We start from the raw sequence: 19413 nt of genomic DNA, 5'->3' as shown, positions 1-19413 counted from the left end.
ATGTCGTCACGATCACCGGTGCCGCGCGACGCGCCGCTTTGTTGACCGGGTGGCAAAAGCGCTGCGGCCGGCGAGCGCGTTTCACGTGTCCCGGCAAGATCGGTTCGGGCCGATACCACAGTGAAGAAATCCCCGTAAACCCGTCTTTCGTACGTTCCGGCGTCCGGCTGGTCCGGCGTGGATCTCACCGTGCTCGAAAGGTTCTGGAAATGCCGTTTTCTGACGTCCCGGTCGCCGTGACCGGGACGGCGTCCTCCAGCGTGCCGACGCCCGCGCACCTCGCCGAGCTGTTCCAGGCGCAAGCCGTTCGCAGTCCGCTCGCGGCCGCCCTGACCGGCGCGGACGGGACGCTGACCTACGCGGAGCTGAACGTCCGGGCCAACCAGCTGGCGCGCGTGCTCGTCGAGCACGGCTGCGGACCGGAGACGGTCGTCGCGCTCGCGCTGCCGCGGTCGGCCGACCTGGTCGTTGCGCAGCTGGCAGCGGCCAAGGCCGGCGCGGCGTTCCTGCCGATCGATCCGGACCACCCCGCCGAGCGGATCGCCTTCACGCTGGCCGACGCCCGGCCAGTGCTCGTCCTGACCCGCTCGGCCGCCGCACCCGAGGGTGTCGGAACCACGACCACGATCGCGCTCGACCGGCCCGGGCTGCTCGCCGGCCGGCCCGGCCACGACCTCACGGACGCCGACCGGACGCGCCCGCTGCACGTCGGCCACCCCGCGTACCTCATCTACACCTCCGGCTCGACCGGCGTCCCCAAGGGCGTGCTCGTCACCCACCGCGGCCTGGCCGGGTTCTTCGCCGCGATGCGGGACCGCTACGACGTCCGCCCCGGCGACCGGGTCCTCGAGTTCTCCTCACCCAGTTTCGACGCCTCGATCCTGGAGCTGGGCATGGCACTGCCCTCGGGCGCCGCGCTCGTCGTCCCGCCCGCCGGCCCGCTGCTGGGCGACCGGCTCGCCGGGGTCCTCGCCGAGCACCGGGTCACCCACGCCCTGATCCCGCCGGTCGCGCTGGCCACGCTGTCCGCCGCGGACGCGGCGAGCCTGCCGGACTTCCGCACCGTGGTCGTCGGCGGTGACGCCTGCCCGCCCGAACTGGTCCGGACCTGGGCGCCCGGCCGCCGGATGATCAACTCGTACGGGCCCACCGAGGCGACCGTCGTGGCCACCTGGAGCGACCCGCTCGCGCCCGGCGGGACCCCGCCGATCGGCAAACCACTGCCCGAGACCACGGTCCACGTGCTCGACGAGGCGCTGCGCCCGGCCACCACCGGCGAACTGCACCTCGCCGGCCCGAGCCTGGCCCGCGGCTACCTCGACCGGCCGGGCCTGACCGCGAGCCGGTTCGTCGCCGATCCCTTCGGCGCGCCGGGTGCCCGGATGTACCGCACCGGTGACGTCGTCCGCCGCACCGCCGACGGCGAGCTCGAGTTCGTCGGGCGGACCGACCACCAGGTCAAGATCCGCGGCTTCCGCATCGAGCCCGGCGAGATCGAAGCGCTGCTGCTGAGCCGCACGGACGTCCGGGAAGCGGTTGTCGTTGCCCGGGAGGACCAGCCCGGTGTCAAACGCCTGGTCGCCTACGTCGCCGGGGACGCCGAACCGGCCGCCCTGCGCTCTGCCCTGGTGGACAAGCTCCCGCCGTACCTCGTGCCCGCCGCCTTCATCCCGGTCGACGGGATGCCGCTGACCACGCACGGCAAGCTCGACCGCGACGCGCTCCCGGAGCCCGACTGGGCCGCTCAGGTGCGTGCGACCCACACCCCGCCGCGGACCGCGACCGAGCGGATCCTGGCCGAGATCTGGGCTGAGCTGCTCGGCGTGCCCGAAGTCGGCGTCGACGCGGACTTCTTCGAACTCGGCGGGGACTCGATCCTCGGCGCCCGGGTGCTGGCCCGGATCCGCGCCCGCTTCGGCGCGGACCTGTCGCCGCGGGTGGTGTTCGACGCCCGGACCATCACGAAGCTCGCCGAGCTGCTGCCCGAGGACGGCCGCCCGGCGAGCGGCCGGATCGAGCGCGGCGCCCACGAAGACATCGTCCCGATCTCACCGGTGCAGCGCCGGCTGTGGATGCTCGACGAGCAGAACCCGGGCAGCACCGAGTACAACGCCGGCGTCGGGCTCACGCTGTCCGGCCCGCTCGACCGCGAAGCCCTGCGTACCGCGCTGGACGGCCTGGTCGCGCGACACGAGGCCCTCCGGACGACGTTCCGCACTGTAGACGGGCAGGGCGTCCAGGTGGTCGCCGGAACCGGGTCGATCCCGGTGCGCGAGACCGAAGCCGGCGACGACCTGGACGCGTTGCTCGCGGCCGAGCTGGACCGCCCCTTCGACCTGGCCGCCGGGCCGCTGACCCGCGCCACGCTGATCCGTCTCGGCCCGGACGAGCACCTCGTGCTCCTGTGCCAGCACCACATCGTCACCGACGGCTGGTCGGTCGGCCTGCTCGTCGACGAGCTCGCCGCGCTCTACGCGGGGGAGGAGCTCGCCCCGGCGCCGATCGGGTACCGCGACTACTCCCGCTGGCACCACGAGCGCTTGGCCGGCCCGCTGCGCGAGCGGCAACTGGCGTACTGGCGCGAACAGCTGGCCGGGCTGGAGCCGCTGGAGCTGCCCACCGACCGCCCGCGCCCGCCCGTCCGGGAGACACGCGGCGCCATCCGCCGCTACGCGCTGCCGGACGGCCTCGCCGCGCTCGGCCAGGACACCGGGGCCACTCTGTTCACGACCCTGACCGCGGTGGTCCAGCTGCTCCTGGCCCGCTACACCGGGCAGGACGACATCGCCGTCGGCACCGCCGTGTCCGGCCGCGACCACGACCAGCTGGAGCGCCTGGCCGGGTTCTTCGTCAACACGCTCGTCCTGCGCTCCGCCGTCGACCCGGCTCAGCCCTTCGACGCGTTCCTCGGCCAGGTCAAGGAAACCGCGCTGGCGGCGTTCGCCGCCGGCGAGGTGCCCTTCGACCAGGTCGTCGACGACCTGCGGCCGGCCCGTGACCCGGGCCGCACGCCGCTGGCGCAGGTCTTGCTGGTGCTCCAGCAGGACCTCGTCCGGACCCGGGAGGCGGGCGCCCTGCGGGTGGGCGAGCACGACCTGCCCCGCCCCCGGGCCCGGTTCGACCTCGTGCTGGAGTTCCAGCCGCACGGTCGCGGTGTCGCGATCGAGTACAACACCACCCTGTTCGACGCGGCCACCATCGACCGGTTCGCCGGGCACCTGAAGGTACTGGCCGAATCCGTCGTTGCCGACCCGCACCGGCCGCTGGCCGAACTGTCCATGATGGACAGTGCCGAGCTGGACCGGCTCCACGAGCTTTCGCGTGGTCCGGACGTCGAGGTCACCGCACCCACCCTGCCCCGGCTGTTCGAGGCCCAGGTGGCCCGGACGCCGGACGCGGTCGCCGCCGTCTGCGACGGCCGCCGGCTGACCTACCGGGAGCTCGACGACCAGGCCAACCAGCTGGCCCGGGTCCTGCTCGAGCGGGGCGCCGGACCCGAGCGGCTCGTCGCCGTCTCGCTGCCGCGCACGGAGCGCCTGCTGGTGGCGCTGCTCGGCGTCCTCAAGTCCGGTGCCGCTTACCTGCCGGTCGACCCGGCCTACCCGGCCGACCGGATCGCGCTCATCCTCGACGACGCCGCGCCGGTCCTGATGCTCACCGCGGACGGCGAAGGAGCCTCGGTGGCTTTCGACGACCCCGGCCTGCTCGCCGGCCGGTCGACGGCGCCGGTGGACAACTCCCTCGATCCCGCCAACCCGGCCTACGTGATCCACACGTCCGGCTCGACCGGCCGCCCCAAGGGTGTCGTGATCGCCCACCGCAGCGCGGCGAACCTGATGGCCTGGGCGGCCGCCGACCTCGGCGACGTCCTGCGGCCCGGGTCGACCGTCGTCGCGTCGACGTCGCTCAACTTCGACGTCTCGGTCTTCGAGATCTTCGCGCCGCTGATGGCGGGCGCCACCGTCGAGATCGTCCGGGACGTGCTGGCTCTCGGCGAGCAGGCGGACGCCGGCCGGGAAGTCGGGCTGGTCAGCGGAGTGCCGTCGGCGTTCGCCCAGCTGCTGGCCCAGGGCGCGGTCTCCGTGCGGCCCTCGACGGTGGTCCTGGCCGGTGAGGCCCTGACGCTGCACGCGCTGCGCGACATCCGGAAAGCGCTGCCGGACAGCCGGATCGCGAACATCTACGGCCCGACCGAGTCCACTGTGTACGCCACGGCCTGGTACCACGACACCGACCGCACCCCGCCGATCGGCCGTCCGGTCGCCGGGATCTCCGCCTACGTTCTCGACGCCGGGCTGCGGCAGGTTCCCGTCGGCGTGCCGGGGGAGCTGCACCTGGGCGGCGCGGGCGTGGCCCGCGGGTACCTCGGCCGGCCGGGGCTGACCGCCGGCCGGTTCGTCGCCGACCCCTTCGCCACACCGGGCGCCCGGATGTACCGGACCGGCGACGTGGTGCGCTGGACCGCGCGGGGTGAGCTGGAGTACCTGGGTCGCGCCGACGACCAGGTCAAGATCCGCGGCTTCCGCATCGAGCCCGGTGAGGTGGAAGCCGCGCTGCGGCAGCACCCGGACGTCACCGAAGCCGTCGTGGTCGCGCGCAAGGACGGTGGTCACCAGCGCCTGGTCGCCTACGTGGTGCCGGCTGCGCCCGCCGACCTGCGCGAGTTCCTCGCCGGCTCGCTGCCCGCGCACCTGGTGCCCTCGGCGTTCGTGCCGCTCGAGAAGCTGCCGCTCAACCCCAGCGGCAAGCTCGACCGGCGCGCCCTGCCCGCCCCCGACTGGGCCGGCGCCACCACCCGCGTGGCACCGCGGACCCCGGCCGAACGGGTGCTCGCCGAGATCTGGGCCGACGCCCTCGGGCTGCCCGAGGTCGGCGTCGAGGACAACTTCTTCGAGCTGGGCGGGGATTCGATCCTCAGCATCCGCCTGGTGTCCGAGGCCGCGAAAGCCGGCCTGAAGATCACCACCCGCGACGTCTTCCGGCACCAGACGATCGCCGCGCTCGCCGCGGCCGCCGGCACCGCGGCCCCGGCTGTGGAACGCCGAGCGGCGACCGGGCCGGTCACGCCGACCCCGATCCAGCGGTGGTTCCTCGACGCCGACCCGGCCGACCCGGACCACTTCGCCCAGCAGCTCAGCGTCCGCCTGGCCGACGACGTCGACGAGGCCCGGCTGCGCGCCGCGGTGAACACCGTCGCCGGCCACCACGACGCCCTGCGGCTGCGGTTCCACCGCACCGGAACCGGCTGGACCGAGCAGCACGCCGAGCCGGGCGCCATCGACGTCTTCGGCGCGACGATCGACCTCGAACACGGCCCGCTGCTGAGTGCGGAGCTGACCGGCACCACGCTGCACCTGGCCGTGCACCACCTCGTCGTGGACGGCGTGTCCTGGCGGATCCTCCTCGAAGATCTCGACCACGCCTACCACGGCCGTGAGCTGAGCGCCCGGACCACGTCCTTCCAGGACTGGTCGGCCCGGCTCGCCGCGCACTCCTTCGCCGAGGACCTCGATCACTGGCGCACCGTCGACGGCACCCAGATCCCGCTCGACACCGACGACGACAACACCGTGGCCAGTACCCGGACCGTCACCACGAGGCTGGACGCCGAACTGACCCGCGCGCTGCTGCAGGACGTGCCGGGCGTCTACCGGACCCAGGTCAACGACGTCCTGCTGGCCGCGCTCGGCGGGGCCCTGCGCCGCTGGACCGGCGCCGACCGCGTCCTGCTCGACCTCGAAGGCCACGGCCGCGAGGAACTGTTCGACGACGTCGACCTGTCCCGCACGGTCGGCTGGTTCACCTCCCTGTTCCCGGTCGCGCTCGACGTGCCCGGCGGCGACTGGGGCGAAGCCCTGAAGCGGACCAAGGAACAGCTGCGCGCGATCCCGGCGCGCGGGCTGTCCTACGGCGTGCTGCGCTACCTGACCGGCACCGCCCCCGCGGTGACGCCCCGGCTGAGCTTCAACTACCTCGGCCGCTTCGAAGTGACCGGTGATCTGTACCGCGGGCTCGAGCGCGACCTCGAACTCTCGCAGAGCCCCGGCGCGATCCGTGCGCACGCCATCGACGTGGTCGCCCGCGTCACGGACGGCTGCCTGGAAATCACCTGGTTCTACTCAGACCGCCTGCACCGCGAGGCCACCATCTCCGCGGTCGCCGACGACCTCGTGCACGGCCTGGCCGACATCGCTGCGCACTGCGCCGACCCGGCCGCGGGTGGCCGCACGCCGTCGGACTTCCCGCTGGCGCGCCTCGACCAGGCAGGCGTGGACACGGTCGTCGGGGACGGTCGCGACGTCGAGGACGTCTACCCGCTCACCCCGGCGCAGGCCGGGATGCTCTTCCACGGGCTCACCGGCGACGCCCGGTCCGCCTACCTCCAGCAGGTCACGTTCGTGCTGACCGGTGTCTCCGACCCGGCCGCCCTCGCCCGCGCGTGGCAGCGGGTCGTGGACCGGACGCCGGTGCTGCGCAGCCGGGTCGTCTGGGACGGCGTCGACGTTCCCGTGCAGGTCGTCCACGGCCACGTCACCCTGCCCGTCGAGCACCGCGACTGGACCGCCGATCCCGAGGACCTGGACGCGGTGCTGGCCGCCGACCGCGCGGCCGGGCTAGACCTGACCGCGGTGCCGCTGACGCGGCTGCTCATCGCGCGGCTGTCGGCGACCGAGGTCCGGGTCGTCTGGACGTTCCACCACCTCCTGCTGGACGGCTGGAGCCTCTTCCAGGTGCTCTCCGACGTCTCGGCGGCGCACGCCGGCCGGCCGCTGCCCACCCGGCGCCCGTTCCGCGACCACGTTCGCTGGCTGTCCGAACAGGACTCCTCCGCCGCGGAAACGTATTGGCGCGAATTGCTTTCCGGCCGACCGGAGCCGGTCCGGCTGCGTACCGACCGCACTCCCGAGCGGCACACCGTCGAGTCGACGGCATCGCTGCGCGTCGACGTGCCGGCCGGGCCTCTGCGGGCCGCCGCGCAACACCACGGCCTGACCCTGAACACCCTCGTCCAGGGCGCCTGGGCCGTCCTGCTGGCCCGCCACGGCGGACGGCCCGAGGTCTGCTTCGGCACCACGGTCGCCGGGCGGCCCGCCGAACTGGCCGGCGTCGACGAGATCACCGGCCTGTTCATCACGACGCTGCCGCTGGTCACCGACGTCGACGACCGGGCCACCGCCCGCGACTGGCTGCGGGACCTGCAAGCCGCGCAGGCCGACGCGCGGCGGTTCGAGTACGCGCCGCCGGTGACCTCGTTCGACACGCTGCTCGTCTTCGAGAACTACCCGGTCACCGACGGGCTCGGGCTGCGCGACCTGCGCGGTGTCGAGACCACCAACTACCCGCTCAGCGTGGTCGCCTACCCCGGCGAAGACCGGCTGGACCTGGCCTTCGGCTACGACCCGGAGCTGTTCGACGCCGAGACGGTCGCCGGGTTCGCCGGGCACCTGAGCACGCTGCTCACCGAGCTGGCGGCCGGACTGGACAAGCCCGTCGCCGACCTGCGGATGCTCACCGGCACCGAGCGGCACGACGTCCTGGTCCGCTGGAACGACACCGCGCACGACCTCCCCGCCGCGACCGTGCCGGAGCTGTTCGCCGAGCAGGTCCGGCGCACCCCGGACGCGGTCGCCGTCACGGGCGAGGAGACCCTGACCTACGCCGAGCTGGACGCGCGCGCGAACCGGCTGGCCCATCGGCTGATCGGGCTCGGCACCCGCCCGGACGACCTGGTCGCGCTGCTGCTGCGCCGGTCGGCGGACGTCGTCGTCGCCGAGCTCGCGGTGCTCAAGGCCGGTGGCGCCTACCTGCCGCTGGACGCCCGAGCCCCGCGGGAACGCCTGCACGCGCTGCTCGACGGGGTGCGGGTGCTCGTCACCGATGGGGACCAGAGCGTCCATAATGGACCAACCGTGCGCGTCGACGACGGTGGCGACCAGCCGGAGACCGCGCCGGACGTGGTGCTGCGCCCGGAAAACCTGGCCTACGTCATGTACACCTCGGGCTCGACCGGCACGCCGAAGGGCGTGGCGGTGACCCACCGGGACGTCGTGGGCCTGGCCCTGGACCGGTGCTTTTCCGGTTCTGCGCACCGGTCGGTGCTGCTGCACTCCCCGCAGGCGTTCGACGCCTCGACGTACGAGGTCTGGGTGCCCCTGCTGAGCGGCGGCCGGGTGGTCGTCGCGCCGCCCGGCGACCTGGACGCCGACGTGCTGCGCCGGCTGGTCGGCGCGCACGACGTGACCGCGCTGTGGCTGACCGCCGGGCTGTTCCGGCTGCTGGCACAGGAAGATCCCGCGTGCCTGAGCGGTGTCGAAGAGGTGTGGACCGGCGGCGACGTCGTGCCCGGCGAAGCGATCCGCCAGGTGCAGCGCGCGAACCCGGGCCTGACCGTGGTCGACGGCTACGGCCCGACCGAGACCACGACGTTCGCCAGTCACTTCGTGCTGCCGCCGGGCGAGCCGGTGCCGGACGTGGTGCCGATCGGGCGGCCGCAGGACAACATGGCGGCCTACGTCCTCGACGCCGGGCTGCGGCCGGTCCCGCCGGGCGCCGTCGGCGAGCTGTACCTCGCCGGTACCGGGCTCGCCCGCGGCTACCTGGGACAGCCGGGCCTGACCGCGGAACGGTTCCTGGCCAACCCGTTCGGCGCGCCGGGCACCCGGATGTACCGCACCGGCGACCTCGTCCGCTGGACCCGCGCCGGGGTGCTCGAATTCGCCGGCCGAGCCGACGACCAGGTGAAGATCCGCGGCTTCCGGATCGAGCTGGGGGAGATCGAGACCGCGCTCACCGTGCACCCGGACGTCACCGAGGCCGTCGTCATCGCCGCCGAGAACGGCGGGACCAAGCGGCTCGTCGCCTACGTCGTCACCACGGGGACGCCCGACCTGCGCGAGTTCTTGCTCCGGTCCCTGCCGGACTACCTCGTCCCCGCGACCTACGTCCCGTTGGATGCGTTGCCGCTCAACGACAACGGCAAGGTCGACCGGCGGGCGCTGCCCGCGCCGGACCGCGCTCCGGAACGCGCGTACCGCGAGCCGGGTACCGACGCCGAGCGGCTGCTGGCCGGCATCTGGGCCGAAGTGCTGCGGGTGGACCGTGTCGGCGCCGACGACAACTTCTTCGAGCTCGGCGGCGACTCCATCCTGAGCATCCAGGTCGTCTCCCGGGCCCGCCGGGCCGGGCTGGACCTCATGCCGGGCCAGGTGTTCGACCACCCGACCGTCGCCGCGCTCGCCCTCGCCGCCCGCTCCGTCGTAGCCGCGGCCGTCGACGAGGGACCGGTGACCGGCGACGCGCCGTTGACGCCCGTCCAGCACTGGTACCTCGACCCGGAGCCGGTGCACCCGGACGAGTTCGTCCAGTCCGTCTCGATCGAACTGTCCACTTCGGACTCCGTGGCGCTGAACCGCGCCTTGCGGGAACTGCAGCTCCACCACGACGCGCTGCGGCTGCGGTTCACCGACGGCCGCCAGCACCACGCACCAGACGCCGCCGACGTGCTCGGCGCCACCATCGACCTCGAGCGGGGACCGCTGCTGCGGGCCGACCTCGACGGCACCACGCTGACGCTCTCCGCGCACCACCTGGTGGTCGACGGCGTCTCGTGGCGGATCCTCCTGGAGGACCTGGAGACCCTCCTCGCCGGCGGCGAGCTCCCCGCCCGCACGACGTCCTTCCGCGACTGGGCCCGCACGCTGGCCGAGCACACCGCCGCGGGTGGCTTCGACGACGAACTGGCCCACTGGGCCGCCACGGACGCCGACCCGGCGCTCCCGGTCGACACGACGGGCGCCAACACCTACGGCTCGGCCCGGTCGGTGACCGTCCGACTGCCCGCCGAGGCGACCTACGCGGTGCTGCACGACGTCCCGGGCGCCTACCGGACGCAGGTCAACGACGTCCTGCTGACCGCGCTCGGCCGGGTCCTCGCGGACTGGACGGGCCGCGACCGCGTCCTGGTCGACCTCGAAGGGCACGGGCGCGAAGACCTGTTCCCCGGAATCGACCTCTCCCGCACCGTCGGCTGGTTCACCTCGATCTTCCCGGTCGCGCTCGACGTGCCCGGCGGCGACTGGGGCGACGCGCTGAAGCAGACCAAGGAACAGCTGCGCGCGGTGCCTCGCCGGGGCGTCGGCTACGGCGCCCTCCGCTACCTCGCCGGCACCGCCCCGCACGTGGAACCCGGGATCAGCTTCAACTACCTGGGCCGGTTCGACCACGGCGGCGGCCTCGACGGCGCGGCCCACCCCGGGCAGACGCGCGGGCACCTGCTCGACCTCGTCGGCGCGGTCGTCGGCGACCGGCTCGAACTGACCTGGCACTACTCGGACCAGGTGCACACCGAAGACACCGTCCGCCGGCTCGCCGACGCGCTGCTGACCGCCCTCACCGGGATCGTCGAGCACTGCGCCCGCCCGGACGCCGGCGGCCGGACGCCGTCGGACTTCCCGCTGGCCCGGCTCGACCAGGCCGCCGTGGACCGGCTCGCCGGGACCGGCACCGGAGTGGAGGACATCTACCCGCTCACGCCGATGCAGTCGGGCATGGTTTTCCACAGCCTCGTCGACGGCGCGGCCGGCACCTACCTCAACCAGGTGCGGCTGCGGCTGACCGGCGTCACCGACCCCGAGCGCCTGGCCTTGGCCTGGCAGGACGTCGTCGCGGCCACACCGGTGCTGCGCAGCCGCGTCGTCTGGGACGGTCTCGACGAACCCGTTCAGGTCGTCGAGCGGTCCGCGCCGGTGCCGGTCACACACCTGGACTGGACCGGGCACGACGACCGCGAGCGGTTCCTCGAAGCGGACCGGGAGCGGGGCTTCGACCTCGCCGCGGCGCCGCTGATGCGGCTGGCGTTCGCGCGGCTGCCCGGCGGGGACGTCCTGATGATCTGGACGTTCCACCACGTGCTGCTCGACGGCTGGAGCGCCGCCCAGGTGTTCGGTGAGGTCTGCGCCCGGTACGCCGGTGCCGCCGCGCCCGGGCCCCGGCCGCCGTTCCGCGAATACCTGCGCTGGCTGGGCGCACAGGACACCGAGGCCGCCGAACGGCACTGGCACGACGAGCTGGCCGGGGTGCGCACGCCGACCCCGCTGCCGTACGACCGCCGGCCGCGGGAGGTGCACCGCACCCGCTCCACCGCGTCCCACCACGTGTCGGCGCCGGCCGAAGGACTGCGGGAGCTGGCCCGGCGCGCCGGGCTGACCCTCAACACCATCGTGCAGGGCGCGTGGGGCCTCGTGCTGTCCCGGCACAGCGGCGAGACCGACGTCGTGTTCGGCACCACCGTCTCCGGCCGCCCGGCCGACCTGCCGGGTGTCGAAGCGATGGTCGGGTTGTTCATCAACACGCTGCCCAGCCGTGTCACTGTCCCGGATGGACAGATTGTGGCCGGCTGGCTGCGAGAGCTGCAGGCGGCCCAGGCCCGGGCGCGGCGGTACGACTTCGTGTCCCTGGCCCGGATGGGCGCCGGGCTGTTCGACAGCATCCTCGTGTTCGAGAACTACCCGTTCGACGCCGACGCGATCGCCGCGCACGGGATCGGCCTGCACGAGGAAGGCGAGCTCCAGCCGACGAACTACCCGCTGAGCGTGGTCGTCACGCCGGGGGAGCGGCTGGCCGTGTCGTTCGACCACGACCCCGAGCTGTTCGACGCGGCCACGATCGAACGGCTGGCCGGGCACCTGCTCCTCGTCCTGGACCGCATCGCCGCCGCGCCCGACCGGCCGGTCGGCGAGCTGGACCTGCTGACCGACCGCGACCGCGAAAGCGTGCTGCGGACGTTCAACACCACGGCCCACCCGGTCGCCCCGGCCACGGTGGTGAGCCGGTTCGCCGACCAGGTGCGGCGGACGCCGGACGCCCGCGCGCTCGGGCAGCTGTCCTACGCCGAGCTGGAGGCGCGGGCCAACCGGCTCGCGCACCACCTGATCGCGCTCGGCGTCGGCGTCGAAGACCGGGTCGGACTGCTGCTGGAACGCTCGGCCGACCTGGTCGTCGCCGAGCTGGCCGTGCTCAAGGCCGGAGCGGCGTACGTGCCGGTCGACCTGCGCGCCCCCGCCGCCCGGATGCGGCTGGTGCTGGCCGAAGCGGACGTCTCCGTGGTCGTCACCGATGGGTCCCGTGAGGACGTCCACAGTGGACCTATGCTGCGGGTCGGCGAGACCCTCGACGGTCCGGCCCACGCCCCTGATGTCCTGGTGCGACCGGAAAACCTGGCGTACGTGATGTACACGTCCGGTTCGACGGGCACGCCGAAGGGTGTCGCGGTGACCCACCACGACGTCGTCGGCTTGGCGTCGGACCGCTCCTTCGCGGGCGAGGCGCACCGGAGCGTGCTGTTGCATTCGCCGCAGGCGTTCGACGCCTCGACGTACGAGGTGTGGGTGCCGCTGCTGAACGGCGGCCGGGTCGTCGTCGCGCCGCCCGGAGACGTCGACGCCGACGTCCTGCGCGGGCTCGTCGCCGAGCAGCACGTGAGCGCGCTGTGGCTGACCGCGGGCCTGTTCCGCCTGCTGGCCCAGGAGGATCCCGCGTGCCTGCGCGGAGTCCGGGAGGTGTGGACCGGCGGTGACGTCGTCCCCGCGTCCGCCGTCCGTCAGGTGCGCGACGCGTGCCCCGGCCTGACCGTCGTCGACGGCTACGGCCCCACCGAGACCACGACCTTCGCCAGCCGCTGCGTCCTGCCGCCGGAGCGGCCGGTGCCCGACGTGGTGCCGATCGGTGGTCCGCTCGACAACATGGCCGCCTACGTCCTCGACGCCGGGCTGCGGCCGGTCCCGCCGGGCGTGGCGGGGGAGCTGTTCGTCGCCGGCACCGGCGTCGCGCGTGGCTACCTCGGCCGGCCCGGGCTCACCGCGGAACGGTTCGTCGCCAACCCGTTCGGCGCGCCCGGCGAGCGGATGTACCGCACCGGCGACGTCGTCCGCTGGTCGGCGAGCGGGGTCCTGGAGTTCGTCGGCCGGGCCGACGACCAGGTCAAGATCCGCGGGTTCCGCATCGAGCCGGCCGAGATCGAGAACACCTTGGCTGCCCACGCGAGCGTCGCCGAGGCCGTCGTCGTCGCCCGTGACAAGCGGCTCGTCGCCTACGTCGTCACGACCGCCGCCGTGCCCGAGCTGCGCGCGTGGCTGCACCGGGACCTACCCGACTACATGGTGCCCTCGGCGTTCGTCACGCTCGACGCGCTTCCGTTGAGCCGCAACGGGAAAGTCGATCGGCGGGCGCTGCCGGAACCGGCCGTGGAGCCGGCGGCCGGGTACCTGCCGCCTCGTACGGACACCGAACGAGTGCTGGCCGACGTGTGGGCCGACGTCCTCGGCGTACCCGCGGTGGGCATCGAGGACAACTTCTTCGAGCTGGGCGGCGACTCGATCCTGAGCATCCAGGTCGTCTCCCGGGCCCGGCGCCACGGCCTCGCGCTCACCCCGCGGGACCTGTTCGCCCACCAGACCGTCGCGGCGCTGGCCGTCACCGCCGGGACGGCCGTGGTGACCGTGGCCGAGCAGGGCCCGGTCAGCGGGCCTGCCGCCCTGACCCCGATCCAGCACTGGTTCTTCACCGGGGACTTCGGCGCCGCCGCGGACTTCACCCAGTCCGTCCGGATCGAACGGGCCGAACCCTTCGACGTCGACCGCCTGCGCACCGCGCTGGCCGCGCTGGTCGAGCACCACGACGCGTTGCGGATGCGGTTCACCGGAGACGGCCAGGTCAACGCCCCGGCCGAACCGGCCGAGATCCTCGGTGCCGTCATCGACGTCGCCGCCGGACCGCTGCTCACCGCCGAACTGCTCGAACCGGCCGTCCTGCGGCTCACCGTCGACCACCTCGTCGTCGACGGTGTCTCGTGGCGGATCCTCCTCGAGGACCTCGATACGGCGTACGACGGGCGGCCGTTGCCGCCGAAGACGACCTCGTTCCGCGACTGGGCCAACCGGCTGGCCGCCCACGCCGAAGCGGGCGGCTTCGACGACGAGCTGCCGTACTGGCGCACCACGGCCGGCGCGCCGCTGCCGGTCGACGGTGAAGCGACCGGGACCACCGGCACGGTCACGGCACGCCTGGACGCCGAGCTGACCCGAGCCCTGCTGCAGGACGTCCCGGGCGCCTACCGAACGCAGGTCAACGACGTGCTGCTGGCCGCGCTCGGCCGGGTCCTGGCCCGCTGGACCGGCCGGGACCGCGTGGTGGTCGACCTGGAGGGCCACGGCCGCGAGGACCTGTTCGGCGACGTCGACCTGTCCCGCACCGTCGGCTGGTTCACCTCGCTGTACCCGGTCGCGCTGCGGATCGACGACGACTGGGCGGCTCTGCTCAAGTCGGTGAAGGAGCAGCTGCGCGCGGTACCCCGACGGGGCGTGGGCTACGGCGCGCTGCGGTACCTGACCGGGACCGCGCCCGCGGTCGACGCCGAGATCGGCTTCAACTACCTGGGCCGCTTCGAAGGCGCGGCGGGCAGCCTCGACTCCGCGGTCGGGGCCGGGGCGGGCCGCGACCACCTGCTCGACGTCGTGGGCCGCGTGGACGCCGACTCCCTCGAACTGACCTGGTACTTCTCCCACGGCGTGCACACCGCCGAGACCGTGGAACGGCTGGCCGCCGAGCTGGTGGCCGTGCTCGGCGAGGTCGTCGCGCACTGCGCCGGCGCCGGCGGCCGGACGCCGTCGGACTTCCCCCTGGCCGGGCTGGACCAGCGGCAGGTCGACCGGATCGCCGGGGACGGCCGCGCCGTCGCCGACATCCACCCGCTCACGCCGATGCAGGCGGGCATGGTCTTCCACGGGCTTTCCCAGCAGTCACAAGGTGTCTATTTCGAGCAGGTCACCGCCGTGCTCGACGGCGTCACCGACCCGCACGCGCTCGCCGGGGCCTGGCAGCACGTCGTCGACCGGACACCGGTCCTGCGCGGCCGCGTCGTGTGGGAGGACGTGCCCGAGCCGCTGCTCGTGGTCCAGCGGGACGTGCGCCTGCCGGTCACCCACCTCGACTGGCGGAGCACCACCGACACCTTGCGCGACCTGCTCGCCCGGGACCGCGCACTGCCGTTCGACCTGGCCGCGGCGCCGTTGCTGCGGGTCACCCTGGCCCGGCTGCCCGGGGATGCCGTCCAGCTCCTCTGGACGTTCCACCACGTGCTGCTGGACGGCTGGAGCGTCTTCCAGGTCCTGTCCGACGTCTGCACCGCGTACGCCGCCCTGCGCGACGGCGTCGCGCCGGTCCTGCCGAACCGGCGGCCGTTCGCCGACTACGTGACCTGGCTGGGCGCACAGGACCGAGCCGGCGCGGAGGAGTACTGGCGCCGCGAACTCGGCGACGTCACCGAGCCGACGCCGTTGCCCTACGACCGGCCGCCGGCCGCCGCCCACGAGGCGAGCTCGTCGGTGTGGGTCGGCCGGGACCTCGACGAGGAGCGGACCGCCCGGCTCGCCGCGTTCGCCCGGCGCGAGCGCCTGACGGTCAACGCGATCGTGCAGGGGGCGTGGGCGCTGCTGCTGTCCCGCCACAGCGGGGAGGACGACGTCTGCTTCGGCGCGACCGTGTCCGGCCGCCCCGCCGGGCTCGCCGGGGTCGACGACATCACCGGCATCTTCATCAACACCCTGCCGGTGCGGGTCACGGTGGACCCCGCGGCCCCGGCCGCCGGCTGGCTGCGCGACCTGCAAGCCACGCAGGCGGAATCGCGCCGGTTCGAGCACGTCCCGCTGACCGCCGTTCAGGGCTGGAGCGGCGTCGAAGGCGGCCAGAACCTGTTCGACAGCATCGTGGTGTTCGAGAACTACCCGATCACCGCCGACAATGTCGCCGAGGGGCACGGCGTGCGCCTGCGGGACCTCGACGCGCGGGAGACGACCAGCTATCCGCTGAGCGTCGTGGCGTCGCCGGGACCGCGCCTGTCCCTCGGGCTCGGTTACGACCCGGCGCTGTTCGATCCGGCGACGATCGAGCGGCTGGCCGGGCAGCTCGAGCACGTGCTCGCCGAGCTGGCCGACCAGCCGGACCGTCCACTGGGGACACTCGACGTCCTGACCGCGGCCGAACGCGACGAGATCCAGGTGGCGTTCAACGACACCGCCCACGACGTCGAGCCGGTCACCCTGACCCAGCTCATCGAAGCGCAGGCGGTCCGCACCCCGGACGCTGTCGCGGTGCTCGCCGACGACGAGAGCCTGACCTTCGCCGAGCTGGACGCGCGCGCCAACCGGCTGGCCCGGACGCTGGCCGCGCGCGGCGCCGGGCCGGAGCGGATCGTCGCGCTCGTCCTGCCGCGCTCGGTGGAGATCGTCGTCGCGCAGCTGGCCGTGCTCAAGACCGGCGCCGCCTACCTGCCGATCGACCCGGACTACCCGGCCGACCGGATCGCGTTCATGATCGAAGACGCGGCCCCGGTCGTCGTGCTGACCCCCGCCGAACTGGCTGCCTTCGACGACGACGAGGATTCCGGGCCGTTCACCCGGGCCGTGCCGCTCACAGCGCCCGCGTACGTGATCTACACGTCCGGCTCGACCGGCACCCCGAAGGGTGTCGTGGTCACCCACGCCGGGCTGGCGAGCTTCTCCGGCGCCGAGATCGACCACTTCGACGTCCGGCCCGGCGACCGGGTGCTCCAGTTCTCCTCGCCCAGCTTCGACGCCTCGGTGCTCGAGCTGTGCATGGCCCTGCCCGCGGGGGCCGCGCTGGTCGTGCCGCCGCCGGGTCCGCTGCTCGGCGAGCAGCTGGCCACCGTGCTGCGCGACCGGGGTGTCACCCACGCGCTGATCCCGCCGGTGGCGATGGCGAGCGTCCCGGACGTGGCGCTGCCGGAGTTCCGGACGCTGGTGGTCGGCGGCGACGCCTGCACCGCCGACCTGGTCACCCGCTGGGCGCCGGGCCGCCGGATGATCAACGCCTACGGTCCCACCGAGATCACCGTGGTCGCCACCTGGAGCGACCCGCTGGAACCCGGCGGCACGCCGCCGATCGGCCGGCCGATCCGCAACGCCCGCGGCCACGTCCTCGACGCCGCCCTGCGCCCGGTGCCGATCGGCGCGCCGGGGGAGCTGTACGTGTCCGGGTCCGGTGTGGCCCGCGGTTACCTGAACCGGCCGGGCCTGACCGCGTCGCGATTCCTGGCCGACCCGTTCGGCGCGCCCGGCTCCCGGATGTACCGCACCGGTGACCTGGTGCGGTGGCGGGCCGGCGGGACGCTCGAGTTCCTCGGCCGCACCGACGACCAGGTCAAGATCCGCGGCTTCCGGATCGAGCCCGGGGAGATCGCGGCGGCCCTGCGGACCCACCCGGACGTCCGCGACGCCGCCGTCGTCGCGCTCGACCAGCGGCTGGTCGCCTACGTCGTCGCCGGTTCGGTGGCCGGGCTGCGGGAGCACCTCGCCGCGACCCTGCCGGCGCACCTGGTGCCCGCCGCCTTCGTCGCGCTCGACGCGCTTCCGTTGACCGCCAACGGAAAGCTGGACCGGCGGGCGCTGCCCGCGCCCGCCGCGCCGGAAGCCGGCGCGGACTACGCGGCCCCGGAAACCGAAACCGAAGAGGTCCTCGCCGCGATCTGGGCCGAGGCGCTCGGTCTCGACCGCGTCGGTGTCGAGGACAACTTCTTCGCCCTCGGCGGGGATTCCGTGCGCAGCCTGCGGATCACGTCGATGACCAAGTCCGCCTTCGACGTCCAGCTCACGCCCAAGGACGTGCTCGCCGCCGGCACGGTGCTGGCGCTGGCCGAGCTGGTCGAAGAACGGGTCCTGCGCGACCTCGAACGGCTCGCCGCCGGCCAAGACCTCTGACAAACCCCGAGAAAGGAAACCGCCATGCAGGAAGACATCGAGTTCCAGGTGCTGGTCAACGACGAGGGCCAGTACTCGCTCTGGCCGCTGACCACCGAGGTGCCCGCCGGCTGGCGCGCCGACGGGTTCCGCGGCGGCCGCCAGGAGTGCATGGACCACGTCGACGAGGTGTGGACCGACATGCGGCCGCTCAGCCTGCAGCGGCAGATGGCCGCCGACGCCTGACCCGGCCCACGACTCGCACCAGACGATCCGACGCGGAAGGTTCCCTGCTCGTGCCCTCTTCTCCGACGTTCTTCCAGACCGTCCACCTCGCGCCCCCGAACAGTCCGGCCGTCCCCGACGACGAGCGGCTGCGGCGCCTGCTCGCGGGCCTGGCTCGCAAACACCAGGTGCCGGCGGCCCAGCTGGCGATCCGCGACGGCGGCCGGACGTCCTCCGTCGCGATCGGTGACGTCACCGCCGCGTCGAAGTTCCCGGTCGGCTCCATCACGAAGCCGTTCACCGCGGCGCTCGCGATGCTGCTGATCGCCGACGGCGACCTGGAACCCGGTGACGCCCTCGGGGAGCACCTCGCCGACCTCGGCCCCCAGGTCGGCAGACCCACGATCGCGCAGGTCCTGAGCCACACCGGCGGCCTGCCGGCCGCCCTCGGGGCCGGCGAGAGCACCGGGTCGGCCCGCCGGTACCTGCGGGCGTGCCGCGACGCCGGCCTCTTCCAGCCGCCCGGGCTGGGCTTCTCCTACTCCAACGTCGGGTACGTCCTCACCGGCTACGTGGTCGAGGCCATCACCGGCATGAGCTGGTGGGAGGCCATGGACACCCTGCTGCTCGAAGCGCTCGGCATCGTCCCTGCGTTCGTCGTCGAGCCGGGCGCGCGGCGCCGCGCCGACGCCCACGTCAGCGGGCACGCGGTGCACGCGGGCACCGGTCGCGCCCGGCCGGTCGCGCAGACCCTGAGCGGCGTCGAGGCCGCGGCGGGCGCGCTCGCGCTGAGCGCGGAAGACCTCGTCGCGTTCGGCCGCATGTACGGCGGCGGCGAGAGCCCGCTGCCGGACGACCTGCTCGAGCTGATGCGGCGGCCGGTACCGGGTGCCGAATCCTTCGGCCTGGCCGACGGCTGGGGTCTCGGTCTGGCGGTCTACCGGGGCGCCGACGCGGACTGGACCGGGCACGACGGCACCGCCGACGGCACCTCCTGTCACCTGCGGGCGGACCCTGAGCACGACCGCGTCGTCGCGCTCACCACCAACTCCGGCTCGGGCTCGGCGCTGTGGGGGGACCTGGTCGCCGAACTGCGCACCGCGGGGCTGCCGGTCGGCGACTACGAGCTGCCCGGCGACGGGGCGCGGGCCACGCACCCGCCGGCCGGCCTGTCCGGCCGCTACACCAACGGCGATCTCGAATACCACGTCGACGTGCACGCCGACGGTGGCGCGGTCCTGGTCGTCGACGGCGAGGTCTACCCGGAGCTGGCGGTGCTCGACAACGGGGCGTTCTCGGTGCGCGAGCCCGGCACCGGCCGCCGGATCGTCGGCGGCCGCTTCCTGACCGACCCGGCCACCGGGACCGTCAGCGCGATGCAGTCCGGCGGCCGGATCGCCCGCCGCCGCAAGGCTTCCTGACCCGTCCCGCCCCCCCC

Annotated in this window: 3 protein-coding genes; all 3 read left to right on the top strand. The window is 73.9% G+C overall.

Annotated elements, in window-relative coordinates:
• Positions 1–209 precede the first annotated feature (209 nt).
• Genes ACZ61C_RS29230 through ACZ61C_RS29220 form a run of 3 tightly spaced genes read left to right on the top strand, consistent with a single transcriptional unit; the run spans position 210 to position 19396 of the window.
• Positions 210–17771 (top strand): non-ribosomal peptide synthetase, encoded by a 17562-nt coding sequence (locus tag ACZ61C_RS29230; protein ID WP_465311049.1) that lies wholly within the window; start codon positions 210–212, stop codon positions 17769–17771.
• 24 nt (positions 17772–17795) lie between these two features.
• Positions 17796–17996 carry an MbtH family protein gene (locus ACZ61C_RS29225; protein WP_465311048.1) on the top strand — a complete coding sequence of 67 codons (201 nt, stop codon included), beginning with the start codon at positions 17796–17798 and terminating at the stop codon, positions 17994–17996.
• Positions 17997–18046: 50 nt separating this feature from the next.
• On the top strand, positions 18047–19396 hold the full coding sequence (locus ACZ61C_RS29220; protein ID WP_465311047.1) for a serine hydrolase domain-containing protein: 1350 nt from the start codon (positions 18047–18049) through the stop codon (positions 19394–19396).
• The last annotated feature ends 17 nt before the right edge of the window (positions 19397–19413 follow it).

The sequence above is a fragment of the Amycolatopsis sp. NPDC104587 genome (genome assembly GCF_055583645.1).
Note: the sequence above shows the minus strand (reverse complement) of the source record. Positions and strands in the feature narration are given on the sequence as shown.